15 protein-coding genes are annotated in these 16748 nt (G+C 74.4%); 8 read left to right on the forward strand and 7 right to left on the reverse strand.

The annotated features are described in order from the left end of the window. Nucleotides 1–320, reverse strand: a 320-nt coding sequence (locus AB0O29_RS15225) for a YndJ family transporter (protein WP_365151685.1), incomplete at its 3' end; no start/stop codon positions are given. 244 nt (nt 321–564) lie between these two features. Between AB0O29_RS15225 and AB0O29_RS15230 the strand changes: the two genes are divergently transcribed. The 4 genes from AB0O29_RS15230 to AB0O29_RS15245 all read left to right on the forward strand — a co-directional run bounded on the left by AB0O29_RS15230 (nt 565) and on the right by AB0O29_RS15245 (nt 5690). Next, nucleotides 565–2190, forward strand: a complete 1626-nt coding sequence (locus tag AB0O29_RS15230) for a DUF6777 domain-containing protein (RefSeq protein WP_365151687.1) — start codon at nt 565–567, stop codon at nt 2188–2190. A 7-nt stretch (nt 2191–2197) separates the two neighbouring features. After that, nucleotides 2198–4261, forward strand: coding sequence for a SpoIIE family protein phosphatase (locus AB0O29_RS15235; RefSeq protein WP_365151769.1), 2064 nt, complete (start codon nt 2198–2200; stop codon nt 4259–4261). A 145-nt stretch (nt 4262–4406) separates the two neighbouring features. Next, on the forward strand, nt 4407–5267 hold the full coding sequence (locus AB0O29_RS15240; protein ID WP_365151689.1) for a DNA-formamidopyrimidine glycosylase family protein: 861 nt from the start codon (nt 4407–4409) through the stop codon (nt 5265–5267). A gap of 27 nt (nt 5268–5294) precedes the next feature. Further along, on the forward strand, nt 5295–5690 hold the full coding sequence (locus AB0O29_RS15245) for a hypothetical protein (protein ID WP_365151691.1): 396 nt from the start codon (nt 5295–5297) through the stop codon (nt 5688–5690). Nucleotides 5691–5697: 7 nt separating this feature from the next. Here the strand turns inward: AB0O29_RS15245 and AB0O29_RS15250 are convergent, their stop codons facing one another. Together AB0O29_RS15250 and AB0O29_RS15255 are read right to left on the reverse strand one after the other, a co-directional pair. After that, nucleotides 5698–6162 (reverse strand): hypothetical protein, encoded by a 465-nt coding sequence (locus AB0O29_RS15250; RefSeq protein WP_365151771.1) that lies wholly within the window; start codon nt 6160–6162, stop codon nt 5698–5700. Between the two features lie 256 nt (nt 6163–6418). Continuing rightward, nucleotides 6419–6952: a sigma-70 family RNA polymerase sigma factor gene (locus AB0O29_RS15255; RefSeq protein WP_365151693.1), complete on the reverse strand. Its 534-nt coding sequence runs from the start codon at nt 6950–6952 to the stop codon at nt 6419–6421. 367 nt (nt 6953–7319) lie between these two features. Here AB0O29_RS15255 and AB0O29_RS15260 point away from each other — a divergent pair, with 367 nt between their 5' ends. Beyond that, complete coding sequence (locus tag AB0O29_RS15260; protein ID WP_365151695.1) at nt 7320–8528, forward strand: CapA family protein; 1209 nt, start codon at nt 7320–7322, stop codon at nt 8526–8528. Nucleotides 8529–8537: 9 nt separating this feature from the next. On the opposite strand, the gene AB0O29_RS15265 is transcribed toward AB0O29_RS15260, so the two are convergent. Further along, nucleotides 8538–8999, reverse strand: coding sequence for a universal stress protein (locus tag AB0O29_RS15265; protein ID WP_365151697.1), 462 nt, complete (start codon nt 8997–8999; stop codon nt 8538–8540). Between the two features lie 60 nt (nt 9000–9059). Here AB0O29_RS15265 and lysX point away from each other — a divergent pair, with 60 nt between their 5' ends. Continuing rightward, a complete protein-coding gene (lysX, locus tag AB0O29_RS15270) occupies nt 9060–12368 on the forward strand; it encodes a bifunctional lysylphosphatidylglycerol synthetase/lysine--tRNA ligase LysX (RefSeq protein WP_365151699.1) in 3309 nt (1102 codons plus the stop codon). A gap of 122 nt (nt 12369–12490) precedes the next feature. Beyond that, nucleotides 12491–13390: a polysaccharide deacetylase family protein gene (locus AB0O29_RS15275; protein ID WP_365151701.1), complete on the forward strand. Its 900-nt coding sequence runs from the start codon at nt 12491–12493 to the stop codon at nt 13388–13390. A gap of 64 nt (nt 13391–13454) precedes the next feature. Here the strand turns inward: AB0O29_RS15275 and AB0O29_RS15280 are convergent, their stop codons facing one another. Continuing rightward, nucleotides 13455–14120: a class F sortase gene (locus AB0O29_RS15280; protein ID WP_365151703.1), complete on the reverse strand. Its 666-nt coding sequence runs from the start codon at nt 14118–14120 to the stop codon at nt 13455–13457. A gap of 353 nt (nt 14121–14473) precedes the next feature. Between AB0O29_RS15280 and AB0O29_RS15285 the strand changes: the two genes are divergently transcribed. Then, nucleotides 14474–14977, forward strand: a complete 504-nt coding sequence (locus AB0O29_RS15285; protein ID WP_365151705.1) for a hypothetical protein — start codon at nt 14474–14476, stop codon at nt 14975–14977. A gap of 64 nt (nt 14978–15041) precedes the next feature. On the opposite strand, the gene AB0O29_RS15290 is transcribed toward AB0O29_RS15285, so the two are convergent. Both AB0O29_RS15290 and AB0O29_RS15295 read right to left on the reverse strand, forming a co-directional pair. After that, on the reverse strand, nt 15042–15740 hold the full coding sequence (locus tag AB0O29_RS15290; RefSeq protein WP_365151706.1) for a hypothetical protein: 699 nt from the start codon (nt 15738–15740) through the stop codon (nt 15042–15044). A gap of 200 nt (nt 15741–15940) precedes the next feature. Beyond that, nucleotides 15941–16711: a hypothetical protein gene (locus AB0O29_RS15295; RefSeq protein WP_365151708.1), complete on the reverse strand. Its 771-nt coding sequence runs from the start codon at nt 16709–16711 to the stop codon at nt 15941–15943. Between the last annotated feature and the right edge of the window lie 37 nt (nt 16712–16748).

The following is a 16748-nucleotide window of genomic DNA, read 5'->3' on the forward strand; positions in this document are numbered from 1 at the left end:
CCAGTACGCGGGCTTCCGCCCGGCACGCCGAGAGCACGCACCAGACGCCGCGGGGCCGCCCTTCGGGCGACGACGGGAGTTTGACGACAGGCCCTGGCCCCGGCCGCGCCCAGCAGGGCCAGGGCGGCGGCCGCGTACACGGCGGCGAGCACGGTGGCGGCGCTCCCGCGCGGCAGCCACGGGGACAGCGCCCCCGGGACCGCCGCCCACGGCCAGAGCCGGGCCGCCGTGCCCAGCCCGGCCGGGTCGATCAGGCGCAGGCCGGCGGGGACGGCGTAGAGCATCCCCAGGGCGACGATCAGGTTCACGAGCACGGTCACGGCCCACCCCTTTGAACACGTTCAAGTCCGACGGTCGTCACTCTAGGCCCTTTCTTGAACGTGTTCAATGCGTGCTCGGCGCGCATCTGCCGGAACTCCGGTTGCGGCCCCGGGAAGGATGCGGCAGACAAGAGAGGAGCAACCGGGGCGAAAAGGGAGATCCAGCGTGAACGACGTGTACGACGTGCCCGCACCGACACCCCGTCAGGCGCCGCGCCGTCATGTACCGGCAGGAGCCGCCGTCTTGGCACTGCTCGGTCTGATCGCCGCGGGCTGCGGCGCCCAGGAGCCCGAGCAGACCAAGGGCGCCGCGGCCGAGAGCCAGGAGGTCACCCTCCTGCCGGTGGGTGCCGCCGGACCCGACCCCTTCACCGCCTCGACGGCCACCGCCGAGTCGGCCCCCGTCCAGCCCCCGGTGCCGAACAAGAGCGGCCAGGGCATCCGCACGGTCGGGGCCGCCACCCCCGGCCTGTACGGCGGGACGAACCGGCTCGGCAGCTGCGACGTCGAGCGCCAGGCGGCCCACCTCACCGCCGACGACGCCAAGGCCCGCGCCTTCGCCCAGGCCACCGGCGTCCAGCAGGAGAAGATCCCGGAGTTCCTGCGGGGCCTGACCCCCGTCGTCCTGCGGGCCGACACCCGGATCACCAACCACGGCTTCCGCGACGGCCGCGCCGACGGCTACCAGGCCGTCCTCCAGGCCGGAACGGCCGTCCTCGTGGACGACCACGGCATGCCCAGGGTCCGCTGCGGCTGCGGGAACCCGCTGGCCGCGCCCCGCTCCGCCAAGGGGAACCCGGTGCTCAAGGGGGACCAGTGGAACGGCTACCGGCCCAACCAGGTGATCGTCATCGAGCCCACCATCCAGCCGATCAAGAGGCTGGTGATCGTCAACGTCGCCGACAACACCTGGATCGAACGCAAGGCCGGGGACGACGGCGCCCAGGACAAGACGCCGAAGACCCCGCCCCCCTACGACCCGGCCGACGGCATCCCCAACGCGCCCGCGACCCCGCCGGACGACCCCGCCGACCCGTGCGCCACCGCCGGCCCCCACGGCCCCTCCCGCACCGTCCCGCCCGCGACCCCCTCCGCGCCGCCGTCCGGCCCGCCCGACCTCGCGGAGACGGCCCCGCCGCTGGACGTGACCCCGGACGCCGGGGGGCGGCAGCTGCCGGAGACGGCCCCGCCCCTCGACCTGCCCGGGCAGGCGGCCCCCATGGGCGCCCGCACCGACACCGCACCCCTGGACGCGCCCCCCGCCGCCGGCCCGCCGGGAGCACAGGCGGCCCCCGTGGACGAGCAGCTGCCGGTCCCCGGTGCCCAGGCCCCCGTGGACGAGCAGCTGCCGGTCCCCGGGACCCAGGGCCCGGTGGACGAGCGGTTCCCCGTCCCCGGAGCGCCCGTGGACGAGAAGCTGCCCGTCCCCGGCGCCCCCGTGGACGAGCGGTTCCCGGTCCCCGCGGACCCCGGCCGGCCGGGGGAGGAGGGCCGTCCGGGACCGCCGTCCGCCACCGGCCCCACGCCCGCCCCCTGCCCGTCCGACACGGACACGGGCACGGGCACCGGGACCGCCACCCCGGGCCGGCCGACCGCACCGCAGGAGCCGCCCGCCAGCTCGCCCGGGGACGTCCCGAGCGGCGCCACCACCCCCGGCCTGCCCCCGTCCACCACCCCCGGCGACCCCTTCTCGGAGGCCCCCCTCGCGCCCGTCCCCGCCGAACCGGGGCTGACCCCGGACCCGGCCGCGCCCTCCGACCCCTTCGGCTCCCCCGACCCGTTCGGCTCCCCCGACCCGTTCGGCTCCCCCGACCAGCAGCGGGGCGCCGACCAGGGCGCCGACCAGGCCCCCTACCTGGAGAGCGCCTGACCCCGCCCTGTGTCATGGTGGATCGGTGCCGAGCACCGTATCGTTGCCGGAGGACTGGCCCGCACACCCGGACCGGTCCCTGTCACTGAACCGGATGGGCAGTTTCGACTGGGACCTGGTCACCGGGCTCATGCACCTGGACGCGGCGGCCCTCGACGTCTTCGACACGCCCCCGGAGGAGTACGACGGGCGGCCGGAGTCGCTGGGCCGGCGCGTCCCGCCCGCCGAGGGGGCCCGGCTGGACGCGCTCGTCTCCAGCGCCCTCAAGAGCGGCTCCGACAGCTACGGCGCCTACTTCCGTATCCGCTGCCGTGACGGGCGGCTGCGCTGGACCCACACCCAGGGCCGGGTCCTGCGCGCCCCCGACGGCCGCCCGTACCGGATCATCGGCATCGTCCGCGACGCCACCGAGGAGCTCAGCCACTCCGCCGAACGCCTCGGCCTGGACGAGGAGCGGCGCCGCCAGACCTCCGTCGTCGAGTCCACCACCGCCGCCCTCGCCCACGCCCGCACCGTCAAGGACGTCATCGACGTCATAGGCGACGCCCACGGGCTGGAGCGGCTCGGCTCGATGGGCATGGTGATGGGCCTCGTCGAGGCGGGCCGGATCCACCTGGTGGCGGAAGGCCCCGCCGGCAGCTTCGTCCCCGGCACGCGCTACACCCGGATCGACGAGGAGTACCCGATGAGCGAGGTCGTCCGCTCGCTCCAGCCCCGGTTCCTGGAATCGGCCGAGGAGTTCGCCGAGGGGTACCCCGCGCTCTGGTCGAAGATCTCGTACATGCGGATCTCGGCCGCCGCCTACCTGCCGCTCATCGCCCAGGCCCGCCCCATCGGCGCCCTCGGCCTGCTCTACGAGGACAAGGAGGGCTTCACCCAGGAGGAGCGCAACCTGCTGGTCGCCCTGGGCAGCAGCATCGCGCAGAGCCTCCAGCGGGCGATGCTGCTGGAACAGGAGCACGACCTCGCCGAAGGCCTCCAGCAGGCCATGCTGCCCCGCCGGATACCCGCCGTCCCCGGAGCCCGGATCGCCGTCCGCTACCGCTCCGCGCGGATGGGGCAGGACATCGGCGGGGACTGGTACGACGTCATCCCGCTGCCCGGCGGCCGGGTCGGGGCCGTCATCGGGGACGTCCAGGGCCACGACACGCACGCGGCGGCCGTGATGGGACAGCTGCGCATCGTGCTGCGCGCCTACGCCGCCGAGGGGCACTCGCCGGGCACGGTGATGGCCCGGGCCTCGGTCTTCCTGCACGAACTGGACACCGACCGCTTCGCGACCTGCACGTACGCCGAGGCCGACCTCTCCACCGGGGTGCTCCAGGTGGTCCGCGCCGGCCATATCGACCCGCTGCTGCGCACCCGGGACGGGGAGTGCCGGCGGCTGCCCGTGGAGGGCGGGATGCCGCTGGGGCTGTCGGCCGAGTTCGGCCGGCTGGAGTACCCGGTGACGACGGTGGAACTCGACCACGGGGAAACGCTCCTGCTGTGCACCGACGGGCTGGTGGAGCAGCCCGGAGCCGACCTGGACGACGGCATCCGGGCGCTGGCCGGACTGGTCCGCGAGGGGCCGCAGGACCTCCAGACGCTCGCCGACCGGCTGTGCGAGGTGGCCGACGAGCGGGGCGGGGACGACGACATGGCCCTCCTGCTGCTGCGCCGCGAGGGCGACGACGCCGGCCGGGCCGGCGGTGGCCGGCTCCGCCAGCACGTGGCCCCCGGGGACCCCGAGGCCCTCGTCGCGGCCCGGCACATGATCGGCGCGGCGGTACGGGCGTGGGGCGCGCGGAGCCGGGCCGACGAGATCGAACTGGTCGCGGACGAGCTGATCGTGAACGCCCTGATGCACACGGACGGCCCCGCCATCGTGACCCTCCGCGTGCTGAGCGGGCCGCAGCACCGGCTGAGGGTGGAGGTGGAGGACCGCTCCAGCGCCCTGCCGCGGCGGCGGGAGGCGGGCGAGGCGGGGGTGTCGGGGCGGGGGCTGATGCTGGTGGACCGGCTGGCGGACGTGTGGGGGGTGGAGCCGAGGGGGAGCGGGAAGTGCGTGTGGTGCGAGTTCGTGGTGTAGGAGCGTCGCGCCGGCGTTCGAGGCGCGGGGGACTGGGGGCGGAGCTCCCGGGGAACGGTGGAAGGGCGGGTAGGGGACCCCGGCCCCGCGCGGCGGCCCCACGGGCCGGGTCGCGCCGGGCGGACGGGCGCGGCACCCTGGGAGGATGCCGGAGCTACCGGAGGTCGAGGCGCTCAGGGAGTTCCTCGACGAGCACCTCACCGGGCGGGTGGTCGAACGGATCCTCCCGCTCGCCGTCAGCGTGCTCAAGACCTACGACCCCCCGCTCACCGCGCTGGAGGGACGGCCCGCCGGCCCCGTCGCCCGCCACGGCAAGTTCCTCGACCTCCGCGTCGGCGACCTCCACCTCGTCACCCACCTCGCCCGCGCCGGCTGGCTCCGCTGGCAGGACTCCCTCCCCGCGCAGCCCCCGCGCCCCGGCAAGGGCCCGCTCGCGCTGCGCGTCGTCCTCGACGGCGGCGGCGGCTTCGACCTCACCGAGGCGGGGACGCGCAAGGGCCTCGCGGTGTACGTGGTCCGCGACCCCGCGAAGGTCCCCGGCATCGCCCGCCTCGGCCCCGACCCGCTCGCCGGCGCCTTCGGGCGGGACTCCTTCGCCGCCCTCCTCGCCGGTGAGCGGCGCCAGATCAAGGGACTGCTGCGCGACCAGGGCGTGATCGCCGGGATCGGCAACGCGTACAGCGACGAGATCCTGCACGCCGCCCGGGTCTCCCCCTTCAAGCAGGCCGCCTCCTTCGACGAGGAGCAGGTCACCCACCTGTACGAGGCCATGCGCGAAACCCTGCGCACCGCCGTCGAACGGGCCCACGGGCTGGCGGCGGGGCAGCTGAAGGCCGAGAAGAAGAGCGGGCTGCGCGTACACGGCCGGGAGGGCGAGCCCTGCCCGGTGTGCGGGGACACGGTCCGCTCGGTGTCGTTCGCCGACTCCTCGCTCCAGTACTGCCCCACCTGCCAGACCGGCGGCAAACCGCTCGCCGACCGCAGGCTCTCCCGCCTCCTCAAGTAGCGGGGCCGCTGCGTAGACTCGGCCACCATGGCCGAGCAGCAGCAGCCACCGCCCCGGCGGGAGGTCGTCACCGGAGTCCCGCGCGGCGCCCGCCGCAGGCCGCCCGCGCACGCCCCGGCCCGCTCGGAGATCTCCGAGCAGACCACCCTCGGCGCCACCTACGTACGCGCCCTGATGCGCAGCCAGCTGCGCGCCGGGCTGGGCGCGGTGGCCGTCCTCGTCCTGCTGCTCGGGCTGCTCCCGCTGGGCTTCCTGATGCCCCGGGCGGCCGCGGGCACGCCGGTGTGGGTGGCCCTCGGGCTGGTGGCGTACCCGGTGATGTGGCTGATCGCCCGCTGGTACGTGGCGCGGGCCGAACGCAACGAGGCGGACTTCACCGGCCTGGTGACCGACCCCGCGGAACCGCCCGCCCGGTTCCGCTGACCGAACGTCAGAACAGGTGCATCGCCAGGTGCCCCAGCGGCAGGCCCAGCTGCCAGGCCGGGGTCCAGACGCGGGCGTTCTCGTCCAGGCCGGGCGGGGGGCCGGTCTCGCCGGCGTGGTCCGGGTCGAGGTTGGTGGCGAACAGCTCGGTGTGGTCCAGCCAGCGCCAGGCCGCCCGGGCCAGTTCCAGGTCGGGGTCCTCGCCGCCGCCGCGCTCGCGGGCCTCCTCGCCCAGGGTGAGGAACCGGGTCTGGACCCAGTCGCGCCAGGGGTGCCCGTAGGCGGTCAGGGAGAGCCACTCGTCGAGCTGGGAGACGACCCGGATGCCGGAGAGCTCGCCGGCCGCGTCCGAGAGGTAGATCGTCAGCGCGAGCGTGTCCCGTCCGGCCCGGAACTCCAGCGTGCTGACCGGGATCAGCCGGCCCGTGCGCAGCAGCTCGTCCGCGATGTACTCCGCGTAGAGCCATGCCATGGGCACCGCCAGTCCGCCGTCACTGGTGCCGTTCGAACCCTCGGGCTGCACCGTTCCACCTTCTCCCGCGCGTCGAGCCTGCCGCCGTCACCCCCGAGCCTTCACCGGCGGGCTCGCGGAACGGGGGATGTTTACTCAACTTGAACGGACTGATGCCGATTTCGGCGTGGTTTGTGTCCGGTTCGTGCGCGTGGGGGGCGTTCCTTGAGTGTTCCTCCACCGGGGCCGGGGCGTGCCCCCGCCCCGCGCCCCCGGTTCAGGCCCCCAGTCCGTACCCCTGGAGCCCCTTCCGCAGGGCGCGCAGGGCGTAGTGCGTACGGGATTTGACCGTGCCGGCCGGAATGCCCAGTTCTGCCGCGGCCTCGGCCACCGAGCGGTCCTGGAAGTAGACCTGCATCAGCACGTCGCGGTGCTCCCGTCCGAGGCTCCCGACGGCCCGCCGCACGTCGATCGCGGTGACCGACCCGGCCACGGCGTCCTCCGGCGCGGCCGCCTGCTCCAGGCCGTCGGGCTCGACCTCCTGGGGGCGTGACATCCGGGCCCGGCGGGCGTCGATGGCGAGGCGCCGGGCGACGGTGAACAGCCAGGGCCGCATGGACTCGTGTCCGGTCGCCAGCACCTCGGGGTGCTGCCAGACCCGGACCAGGGTCTCCTGGACGAGGTCCTCGGCGCGCTGCGCGTCCCCCGCCGTGAGGCCGAGGAGGAAGCCGAACAGGGCCCGCCCGTGCTCGTGCTGGAGTGCGGCGAGCGCCTCGGGTTCCGTGCGCTGGAGGGTGGGGGAGGGCGGCACGTCAATGGCTCCTTCCGGGTCCGCGGGGCGGGCGACGGGGCTTCGGGGCGACGGGGCGGGCGGGCTTGGGGGCGGGGCCGGCGGGGAGGGCCGGGCGGGTCTCGGTGATCCGGCTCCACCCACCCTCACCTGCGCGGGGCCGCCCGGGAACCGTCCGGCGCCGCCGTTGCGCCCAAGCACCCCGGTGGTCCGGTGGGCGGCCGCGCCGGACGACGAACGGTTGAACGGCGCGGCGAACGGCGGCCGGGGCCGTCGGAGTGAGGCGGGGCCGGGCGGACGGCGCCGGTCCTTGACTCCCCGCCCTTCTCCCCAAGGATTCATAGGGATTGCAGATAATCCGATAATCCATTCAAGGAGAGCTGGGCTCATGACCAAGCGAACCCGGCGGGCCCTCGCCCTGCTGTCGGCCGCCCTGCTGTCCGCCACGGCGGCCGGCTGCTCCGGCGGCGGCCGCCCCGCCACCCCCGCCCGGCTCGGCTCCAGCGCCGCCGGCGCCCCCGCCGGTACGGCCGGATCCCCGTCCCCCGCCGCCGCCCGGGGCTTCACCCTCGTGGCGAGCGGCGACGTCCTCCCGCACACCTCCGTCATCCGGCGGGCCGCCGCCGACGCGGGCGGCGAGGGCTACGACTTCCGGCCCATGTTCTCCGCGGTCAAACCGCTGGTCTCGGCCGCCGACCTGGCCCTGTGCCACATGGAGACCATCTACGGGGACGACGACGGCCCCTTCAGCGGCTACCCCGCCTTCGTCTCCCCGCCCAGCGTCGCCGACGCCCTCAAGGACGCCGGGTACGACGGCTGCTCCACCGCCTCCAACCACACCCTGGACGACGGCGCCGAAGGCCTGAAGCGCACCCTCGACCGCTTCGACAAGGTCGGCCTCGGCCACGCCGGATCCGCCCGCACGGCCGCCGAGGCCGCCCGGACCACCCTCTACACGGCCGGCTCCGCCAAGGTCGCCCACCTCGCCTACACCTACGACACCAACGGCTACCCGATGCCCGACGGCCAGCCGTGGGCCGTCAACCTGATGACCCAGGACAAGATCGTCGCGGACGCCCGGGCCGCCCGGAAGGCGGGCGCGGACGTGGTCCTCGTCAGCCTGCACTGGGGCACCGAATGGCAGACCGAACCCGACGAGACCCAGCTCTCCCTCGGCAAGGCCCTCACCGCCTCGCAGACCGGCGGCCGCCCCGACATCGACATGATCCTGGGCACCCACGCCCACATCCCGCAGGCCTACGAGAAGGTCAACGGGACCTGGATCGTCTACGGCATGGGCGACCAGGTCGCCGGCGAGATGTTCAACGACACCGGCGCCCGCGACATGCGCGGCAACTACGGCTCCATCGGCCGCTTCACCTTCGCCCCGCCCGCGGCGCCCGGACAGCGCTGGCGGGTCACCGCGGCCGAGTTCGTCCCGCAGATGATGGACCTCTCCGCCGGCCGCGTCGTCAACCTGCCCGCCGCCCTCGCCCAGGACCCCGGCAACGCCGAGTACGAGGGCGCCCAGGACGCCGTCACCGAGGCCGTGCTCAGCCGCGACGCCGCCAAGGACGGCCTGCGGCGCGCCCGCTGACCCGGCCCCCTACGGGACCACCGTCACCGGCCAGCGCCCCGCCTTCACCAGCCGCACCGCCACCGAGCCGACGAGCCGGTGGCCGGCCCGCTCCGACGCGCCGACCACCACGGCGTCCGCCTTCAGCTCGTCGGCGGCGCTCACCAGGCCCGCGTACGGATCCCCGCGGAAGGTGTGGAACCGCCACCGCACCTCGAAGATCCCCTTGAGGCGTTCCGCCGAGGCCCGGATCTCGGCCACGATCTCCTCCGCGACCTCCCCGGTCGCCTCGGCCACCGGCGCCCCCAGGGCGGCCCCCGCCGCCATCACCGGCTGGACGTACACCAGCGCCAGCAGCGCGTTCTGCCGCCGGGCCAGGCCCGCCGCGTAGGCCGCGGCCCGCAGGGAGGACTCCGATCCGTCCACCCCCGCGAGGATGACCTTGGGCCCGTCCGTGCCCCGTTCGAATGCCGTACTCGCGTGCTCCGTCACCCTGCCGAGGCTATCCCGTTCGGCGCGCGCCGCGGCGCCGCCCTCCCTACAGTGCATGGCATGAGTGCCACGCTGGAGCAGACCCGCGGTACCCGCGGCAGGTTCCTCAACCGGGTCCCGGACGCCTTCGGGGCGTTCTTCGGCACGCTCGGCCTGCTCTGCGCGCTGCTGGCGCTCTCCCCGGTACTGCGGGGTCTGCTGCGGCCCGTGGTGCGCTTCCTCGACGACTTCGTCGTCCCGGTCAGCGCCAACCTCGCCTACGCGGTCTTCCTCTTCCTGCTCGCCGCCGCGCTCGGCATCCGCAAGAAGATCGCCTGGTGGATCGTCGTCACCTATCTGGCCCTGCTGATCCTCGTCGACGTGCTGATCATCGGGGACGGGGACCTCTGGGTCGGCGGCCTCTCCCTGGCCCTCGCGGTGGCCGCCCTCGTCGTGCTGATCGCCGCCCGCAAGGAGTTCTACGCCGCCTCCCGCCCCGGCGCCGTCTGGCGCGCCATGCTCGTCCTCGGGCTCGGACTGCTCACCGCCGTCTTCCTCGGCTGGGCCCTCGTCGCCCTGTTCCCGGGCACCCTGCCCAAGGGGCAGTGGCTGGACTGGGCCGCCAAACAGGTCTTCGGCGGACTCTTCTCCGCCCGCCAGTTCGACGGCCGCCCGCCCCGCGCCCTCTACTTCCTGCTGGGCCTCTTCGGCGCCGCCGCCCTGCTGAACGCCGCCTCCACCCTCTTCCGCTCCCAGCGGCTGACCGCAGCCCTGCACGGGGACGAGGAACCGCGCATCCGCGCCCTCCTCGGCGCCTACGGCCGCGCCGACTCCCTCGGCTACTTCGCCACCCGGCGCGACAAGGCCGTCGTCTTCGCCCCCAACGGCAAGGCCGGGGTCACCTACCGCGTCGAGGCCGGGGTCTGCCTCGCCAGCGGCGACCCGGTCGGCGACCCCGGCGCCTGGACCCCCGCCATCGACGCCTGGCTGGCCGTCGCCCGCCGCTACGGCTGGCAGCCCGCCGTCATGGGCGCCTCCGAGACCGGCGCCACCGCGTACGCCCGCTCCGGGCTCAGCGCCCTCCAGCTCGGCGACGAGGCCATCCTTCAGGTCGCCCACTTCGACCTCGACGGCCGCGACATGCGCGTCACCCGGCAGGCCGTCAACCGGGTCAAGCGGACCGGCGCCACCACCGTGATCCGCCGCCACTCGGCCCTGACCGACGACGAGATGCGCACGATCGTCGACCGCGCCGACCGCTGGCGCGACACCGAGACCGAACGCGGCTTCTCCATGGCCCTGGACCGGCTCGGCGACCCCGCCGACGGGGACTGCCTGCTCGTCGAGGCCTTCGACGCCCAGGGCGAACTGATCGCCCTGCTGTCCTTCGTCCCCTGGGGCAAGGACGGCATCTCCCTCGACCTGATGCGCCGCGACCGCACCGCCCCCAACGGGGTCATGGAGTTCATGGTCGCCCAGCTCTGCGCGGCCGCCCCCGGCCTCGGCGTACGCCGCATCTCCCTCAACTTCGCCGTCTTCCGCTCCGCCTTCGAGGAGGGCGGCCGGATCGGCGCCGGCCCCGTCCTCAAGCTGTGGCGCAGGCTGCTGCTCTTCTTCTCCCGCTGGTGGCAGCTGGAGGCCCTCTACCGCTCCAACGTGAAGTACGGGCCCGAGTGGTACCCCCGCTTCCTCTGCTACCAGGACGCCGGCTCGCTCGCCCGCGTCAGCCTCGCCTCCGGTATCGCCGAGGGCTTCGTCTCCGTGCCCAGCCTGCGCAAACTCTGGGGCAAGGGCCACCACCCCCGGGGCCTCACCGCCCCCGTGAACACCGCCGACCTGCCCTCCATCGACTCCCTCGGCCTGCAGTTCGCCGGCGAGGAGGCGGAGCGGGCGCCCGCCGAGCGGCTCCCCGATCAGGTCCGCGTCCGCCACGCCAAGCTGGAGCGGATCCGCGCCGCCGGCACCGACCCCTACCCCGTCGGCATCCGGCAGCGCACCCACACCGCGGCGCGGCTGAGGGCCGCCCACCCCGGCCGGCTCGCCCCCGGCACCCGGACGGGCGAACCGGTCGTCCTCGCCGGCCGGGTGATGGTCGTGCGCGACCTCGGCGGCGTGGTCTTCGCCGTCCTGCGCGACTGGACCGGCGACGTCCAGCTGATGTTCACCCGCGACGAGTCCGGAGCGGCCGCGCTGGACTCGTTCACCTCCCAGGTCGACTTCGGCGACCTCGTGGTCGCCGGCGGCACCGCCGCCGCCAGCCGCGGCGGCGAACTCTCCGTCCTCGTCGACTCCTGGCAGCTCACCGGCAAGTGCCTGCGCCCGCTGCCCGACAAACGCAAGGGACTGGCCGACCCGGAGGCCCGGGTCCGGCGCCGCTACCTCGACCTCGTCGCCAGCCCCGACGCGCGCGACGTCGTACGGGCCCGCTCCAGCGCCGTGCAGGCGCTGCGCCAGGGACTCCTGGACCGCGGCTACCTGGAGGTCGAGACCCCGATGCTCCAGCAGATCCACGGCGGCGCCAACGCCCGCCCCTTCCGCACCCACATCAACGCCTACGACCTCGACCTGTACCTGCGCATCGCACCCGAGCTCTACCTCAAGCGGCTCTGCGTCGGCGGCATGGAGAAGGTCTTCGAGATGGGCCGCACCTTCCGCAACGAGGGAGTCTCCTACAAGCACAACCCCGAGTTCACGATGCTGGAGGCCTACCAGGCCTTCGCCGACTACGACGTCATGCTCGACCTGACCCGCGAGCTGATCCAGGGCGCCGCCACCGCCGCCTTCGGCTCGCCCATCGCCCACAAGGCGGGCCCCGACGGCAAGCTCGTCGTCCACGACATCTCCGGCCCCTGGCCGGTCAAGACCATGTACGGGGCCATCGGCGAGGCCCTCGGCGAGGAGGTCGACGCCGACACCGAGGAGCACCGGCTGCGCGCCCTGTGCGACCGGGCGGGCGTCCCGCACGGGCCGGAGGACACCCGGGGCGACGTGGTCCTGGAGATGTACGAGCGGCTGGTGGAGGAGCGGACGAAACTCCCCACCTTCTACAAGGACTTCCCGACCGACGTCTCCCCGCTCACCCGCCAGCACCGCAGGGACCCCCGGCTCGCCGAGCGCTGGGACCTGGTGGCCTTCGGCACCGAACTGGGCACCGCCTACTCGGAGCTCACCGACCCCGTGGAGCAGCGGCGCCGGCTGACCGCCCAGTCCCTGCTGGCGGCGGGCGGGGACCCCGAGGCGATGGAACTCGACAACGACTTCCTCGACGCCCTGGAGTACGCGATGCCGCCCACCGGCGGACTGGGCATCGGGGTCGACCGGCTGGTCATGTTCCTCACGGGTCTGACGATCCGCGAGACGCTTCCGTTCCCGCTGGTGCGCCAGAGCTGACCGGGCCGCCGCCCCGGCCCGCTGCCCGCTGCCCGGGCGGTGGCTGGTCCGAGCGGGTGAGCCGGACGGGGCGCCTCCGCGCCTCTCGACATCTGCGGCGATGTCGTTGATACGTAGTAATAATGACAAATGACGAGCCGACAGTAGGGCGACGCGTGCTCCTGCGTACCGCCGTCTTCCTCGGAATCGCTGCCGCCGCATCCTCCGGACTGCTCGACGCGGGCGAAGGCGGCTCCCCGGCCGCACCGCCCGGACCGCCCCAGGGCGGCGGCTCCACGCCCGCCGGAGGCCCCGGGGCCGCAGGGGCGCCGGGCGCGCACCCGCAAGGGCTCCCCGACGCCGCCCACCGGCTGGAGCCGATGACGGCCGAGGCCCCCGCCAGGCCGCCCGCCGTGAAACCCGCCGTCCGCACCCGGCCCATCCTGGAACTGCCCCAGGGGGCGGCCGCGGGGAACAAGGCCATGGTGCTCACCTTCGACGACGGCCCCGACCCCCGCTACACCCCGGCGATCCTGGACACCCTGCGCCGGTACGGGGTCCGCGCGATGTTCTTCGTCTGCGGGGAGATGGCCACCGACAACCGCGACCTGCTGCGCCGGATGGCCGCCGAGGGCCACGTCATCGGCAACCACACCTGGACGCACCCGCAGATCCCCCAGCTCAGCCGGTCCGCGCTGGAGTCGGAGATCGGGCGCACGAGCGAGGTCGTCGAGCAGGCCGTCGGACAGCCCCCGCTGTGGTTCCGGGCCCCGTACGGCGCGTGGAACCGGGCCGCGTTCGAGATCGGGGCGGACCTGGGGATGGAGCCCCTCGCCTGGACCGTGGACAGCCTCGACTGGACCGAGCCGGGGACCACGACCATCGTCTCCCGGGTCCTGGACGGGGCCGCGCCGAACGTGATCGTGCTGAACCACGACGCGGGCGGCAACCGGTCGCAGAGCGTCCGGGCGCTGGAGGCCTACCTGCCCCAGCTGCTGGGCCGCGGCTACCGGATGACCCTGCCGGTCCTGCCGCCCCGCTGAGGCCGCGGGCCCCGGGCCGGCCGCCGCCCGGGGGCGGCGGCCCAGCCTGGGGGGAAACGATTTCTCAGCGGGCCTCCACCATCCGCGCGAACACGACCACGTTCCCGTCGTAGCCCTTGGCCTTCGAGTAGCCGCCGCCACAGGTGATCACCCGCAGCTCCGGGTGCCCGGTGTCCCCGTACACCCGCGCGCCGGGGAAGGCGTCCTTGGCGAACACCTCCACGCCGTACACCTCGAAGACCGCCGTCCGGCCGTCGTAGCGCTCCACCTCGATGTGGTTGCCCGGCTTGAGCGAGCCCAGGCCGTAGAAGACCGCCGGGCCCTGCGCGTTGTCCACGTGGCCCACGATCACCGACGACCCCTGCTGGCCCGGCGAGATGCCGTTGAGGTACCAGCCCGCCAGGTTGCGGTCCTGCGGCGGCGGGGCGTCGATCCACCCCTGCGCGTCCAGGCCGACCGTCATCACCGGCGCGTCCACGTTGATCGTCGGAATCCGGATGCGCTGCACCGACGAGTGGTCCAGCACCTCCATGTCCGCGGCCGGCGTCGGCGCGTTGGCCGGCTGCTGGTCGGCCCGTGTGGCGACGGCCGCCGCGGCGGTGGGCTGCGGAGGCCCGTCCTCCACGTTCGCCCCGTTGCGCATCATGGCGAGGCCGCTGAGCAGTGCCAGTGCGAGCACGCCCCATGGGGAGCGTCTCCTCGGCCGCTGCTCGGTCTCGTCCTCGAGCATGGCTCTCCCTTCCCGACGCGGGGGTCCCGACCCGCGTTCCAGTCCCTCCCCTGTACGCCCTTCTTCCCGCACGCTAAGGCCGGAAGTGCGGGACGGCGATCGGGGAGGGGCGAACGGGTGGTGCGCCCGGTTGGGGTGCGGCCATCCAGGTAATCATCACATAAATGCCTGACGGCTCGTGACCTGCGGATCCGTCAGATCCGCCGGACGCGCTTCGGCGTGTCGCTCAACCGGGCGGCCCAAGGGCGGAAATGCGCTGGTTGCGAGCCACCGCGAGGGTTCGTGATGGGAGGCGTTCTCGTCGATCTGCCCGGGCCACCGCTCCGGGGCGCTCTTCCGCTGGAGGTTCCACCATGCGTGCTTTCCGCGCTCTCACCGTGACCGCGGCCGCCTGCGCCGCGCTCGGGCTCAGTGCCACGTTCGCCGCCGCGAACCCCCCGAACGGCGGCGGCAACGGGCCGAGCAACGTCACGGTCAACCCCTACTCCGTGCACCAGGGCGCCTCGATGCAGGTCAGCGCGGCCGGCTGCGGCCACGGCGGCACGGTCTGGTCGCACGGCAACTTCCCGCAGACCAACCTGTCGGCCGGCTCCATCGGCTTCGCCACCGTCCGGATCTTCAACCACGCCTCGCCGGGCCACCACACCCTGTCGGTGAAGTGCCACGACAACAGCCTCGTCGCCACGCACCGCTTCACCATCCTGGCGGGCAACGGGGCGCAGGGCGGCCTCGGCGGTTCCTTCGGCCCGTCCACCGTCGAGACGGCCATCGGGGCCGGCCTGGTCGGTGTCGCGGCCCTCGGCGCGGGCGTGCACGTGGTGCGCCGCCGCCGTCCGGCCGCCGCAGCCCGGTCCTGAGGCGTTCCAGGGGAGCTCGGCGCCGACCCCGGGCCCGGCCGCGTCCGCGGGGGCCCGGGCGGCGTCAGTGGCCGCGGGCCGCGCGGCGCCGGCGCAGGGCGTACGCCGCGCCGCCCGCGGCGGCGGCGAACAGCCCGGCGCCCGCGGCGAGCTCGGCCGGGTGCGCCCCGGCGATGCTGCCGCCCAGCCCGCCGCGCACGCCGAGCGTGGCGGTGGTCGCGCTCGGCACGGGGGTCGTGCGCGGGGCGGGGGTGGTGCGGGCCGGCGGTGTGGTCCGCGCGGGCGCGGTGGTGCGGTTCGGCGGGGTGAGCGGCGGAGGCCGCAGGCCCGTGCCGGAGGTGGCGGTGGGGGAGGGGGTGCGCCGGGGGCCGGTGGTGGAGCTGGTGCTGGGCCTCGACGTGGCGCCGGAGATGGTGAGGTCGGCGGAGCCGTTCTCCCCGTTGCAGGTGAAGGTGACGGAGTACAGGGCGCCCGGGCGGGCGTCGCGGTCGACCTTGACCTTGACGGTCTTGCCCCGCTCGATGGTCACGGTGTCGAAGACCCCGGACGAGGCGGTGGCGTAGGCGGCGCCGCAGTTGCTGACGGAGAGGGTCACGGTGCCGCCGGGTGCGACCGTCGAGGGGGTGACGGCGAAGGCGAAGGAGGTGGCGGGTGCCGCCTCGGCCGCGAGGGCGGCGGGCGCGCCGAAGGCGCCGAGCGCGAGGGCGAGGCCCGTGGCGCCGGCGCTCAGCAGGGCGGTGGCGGAGCTGCGTATCGCACCCATGGACGCGTTCCTCCGGATCTGCGGGGCACAGTCGCGCAGCGTCTCCGCACGTCGGGGGGTGGTGTGCCTCGCTGCTCGCCACGCTAGGTCCCGGTCCGGTGACCCGCGATCAGAAGCGGGCGAATGGGGCACGGCCGTAGGCCGAACCGGGGACGGACCCCCCGTCCCCGGTTTACCCGGCCCGGCCGCGCCCCGGTCGCTCAGCTCTTCAGGCCGAGGTGCGGGAACTGGGCGAGGAAGGGCTCGGCGGTGGCCGCGATCCCCCGCCCGAAGGGCGCGTCGAAGTCCCAGATGAGGAACAGCAGGAAGGCGATCAGCGCGCTGAACAGGCCGGCGAGCAGGAGCTCGCGGAACGAGCGGCGGATCTGCAGGGTGAAGATCAGCCCGACGGTCACCAGGGCTCCGGCGATCAGCCCGAACCACACCACGCCGGGCATGGTGGCCCCGGCGCTCTGGCCCCGGGCGTTGCGGGCGTCGTCCACCAGCGCGACCTGGTCGACCAGGGGCTGGTAGGCCTGTCCCTCGTGGTCGGTCTGCGGCTCGTAGTCCGTCACGTCGCGGCGGATCTTCTCCAGGAGCTGGCCGCTCTTGTCGGTGAGCTCGTTCTTCTTGGACATGTGGTCCCACTCGGTGTCGACCACGTAGGTCACGTACGCGTCGACGTCGGAGCGGATCCTCTTGCGCACCTCGGCCGGGTAGACCTCGGAGCGGACGCTGATCTCGTGCAGGGCCTGGGACTCCTGGCGCACGTACTCCTGGGCGGCGCCGCGGCCCTCCCAGACGCCGGCGATCGCCAGGCCGAGGACGATCGCGTAGATCACCCCGATCATCATCGTCATGTACTCGATGACGTCCGGGGTCTCGTTCGGATCGTCGTCCTCAGTGATCCTGCGGTGGTTGAAGAAGGCGATGGACAGCACCACGGCACAGGCCGCGGCCATCGCGAGGGACAGGACGAGCCATTCCGACAAGACGACTCCCGATCGATGGGATGGGGCGAGGGGTGAA

Origin of the sequence: Streptomyces sp. NPDC089915 (assembly GCF_040684675.1) — a bacterium.
GTDB lineage: Bacteria > Actinomycetota > Actinomycetes > Streptomycetales > Streptomycetaceae > Streptomyces.

What these genes read in the sequence shown, in the direction of transcription:
- AB0O29_RS15275 (WP_365151701.1), top strand. Translation starts at nt 12,491, where the DNA reads ATGACAAATGACGAGCCGACAGTAGGGCGACGCGTGCTCCTGCGTACC.
- AB0O29_RS15245 (WP_365151691.1), top strand. Translation starts at nt 5,295, where the DNA reads ATGGCCGAGCAGCAGCAGCCACCGCCCCGGCGGGAGGTCGTCACCGGA.
- AB0O29_RS15260 (WP_365151695.1), top strand. Translation starts at nt 7,320, where the DNA reads ATGACCAAGCGAACCCGGCGGGCCCTCGCCCTGCTGTCGGCCGCCCTG.
- lysX (WP_365151699.1), top strand. Translation starts at nt 9,060, where the DNA reads ATGAGTGCCACGCTGGAGCAGACCCGCGGTACCCGCGGCAGGTTCCTC.
- AB0O29_RS15280 (WP_365151703.1), bottom strand. Translation starts at nt 14,120, where the DNA reads ATGCTCGAGGACGAGACCGAGCAGCGGCCGAGGAGACGCTCCCCATGG.
- AB0O29_RS15250 (WP_365151771.1), bottom strand. Translation starts at nt 6,162, where the DNA reads ATGGCATGGCTCTACGCGGAGTACATCGCGGACGAGCTGCTGCGCACG.
- AB0O29_RS15290 (WP_365151706.1), bottom strand. Translation starts at nt 15,740, where the DNA reads ATGGGTGCGATACGCAGCTCCGCCACCGCCCTGCTGAGCGCCGGCGCC.
- AB0O29_RS15285 (WP_365151705.1), top strand. Translation starts at nt 14,474, where the DNA reads ATGCGTGCTTTCCGCGCTCTCACCGTGACCGCGGCCGCCTGCGCCGCG.
- AB0O29_RS15240 (WP_365151689.1), top strand. Translation starts at nt 4,407, where the DNA reads ATGCCGGAGCTACCGGAGGTCGAGGCGCTCAGGGAGTTCCTCGACGAG.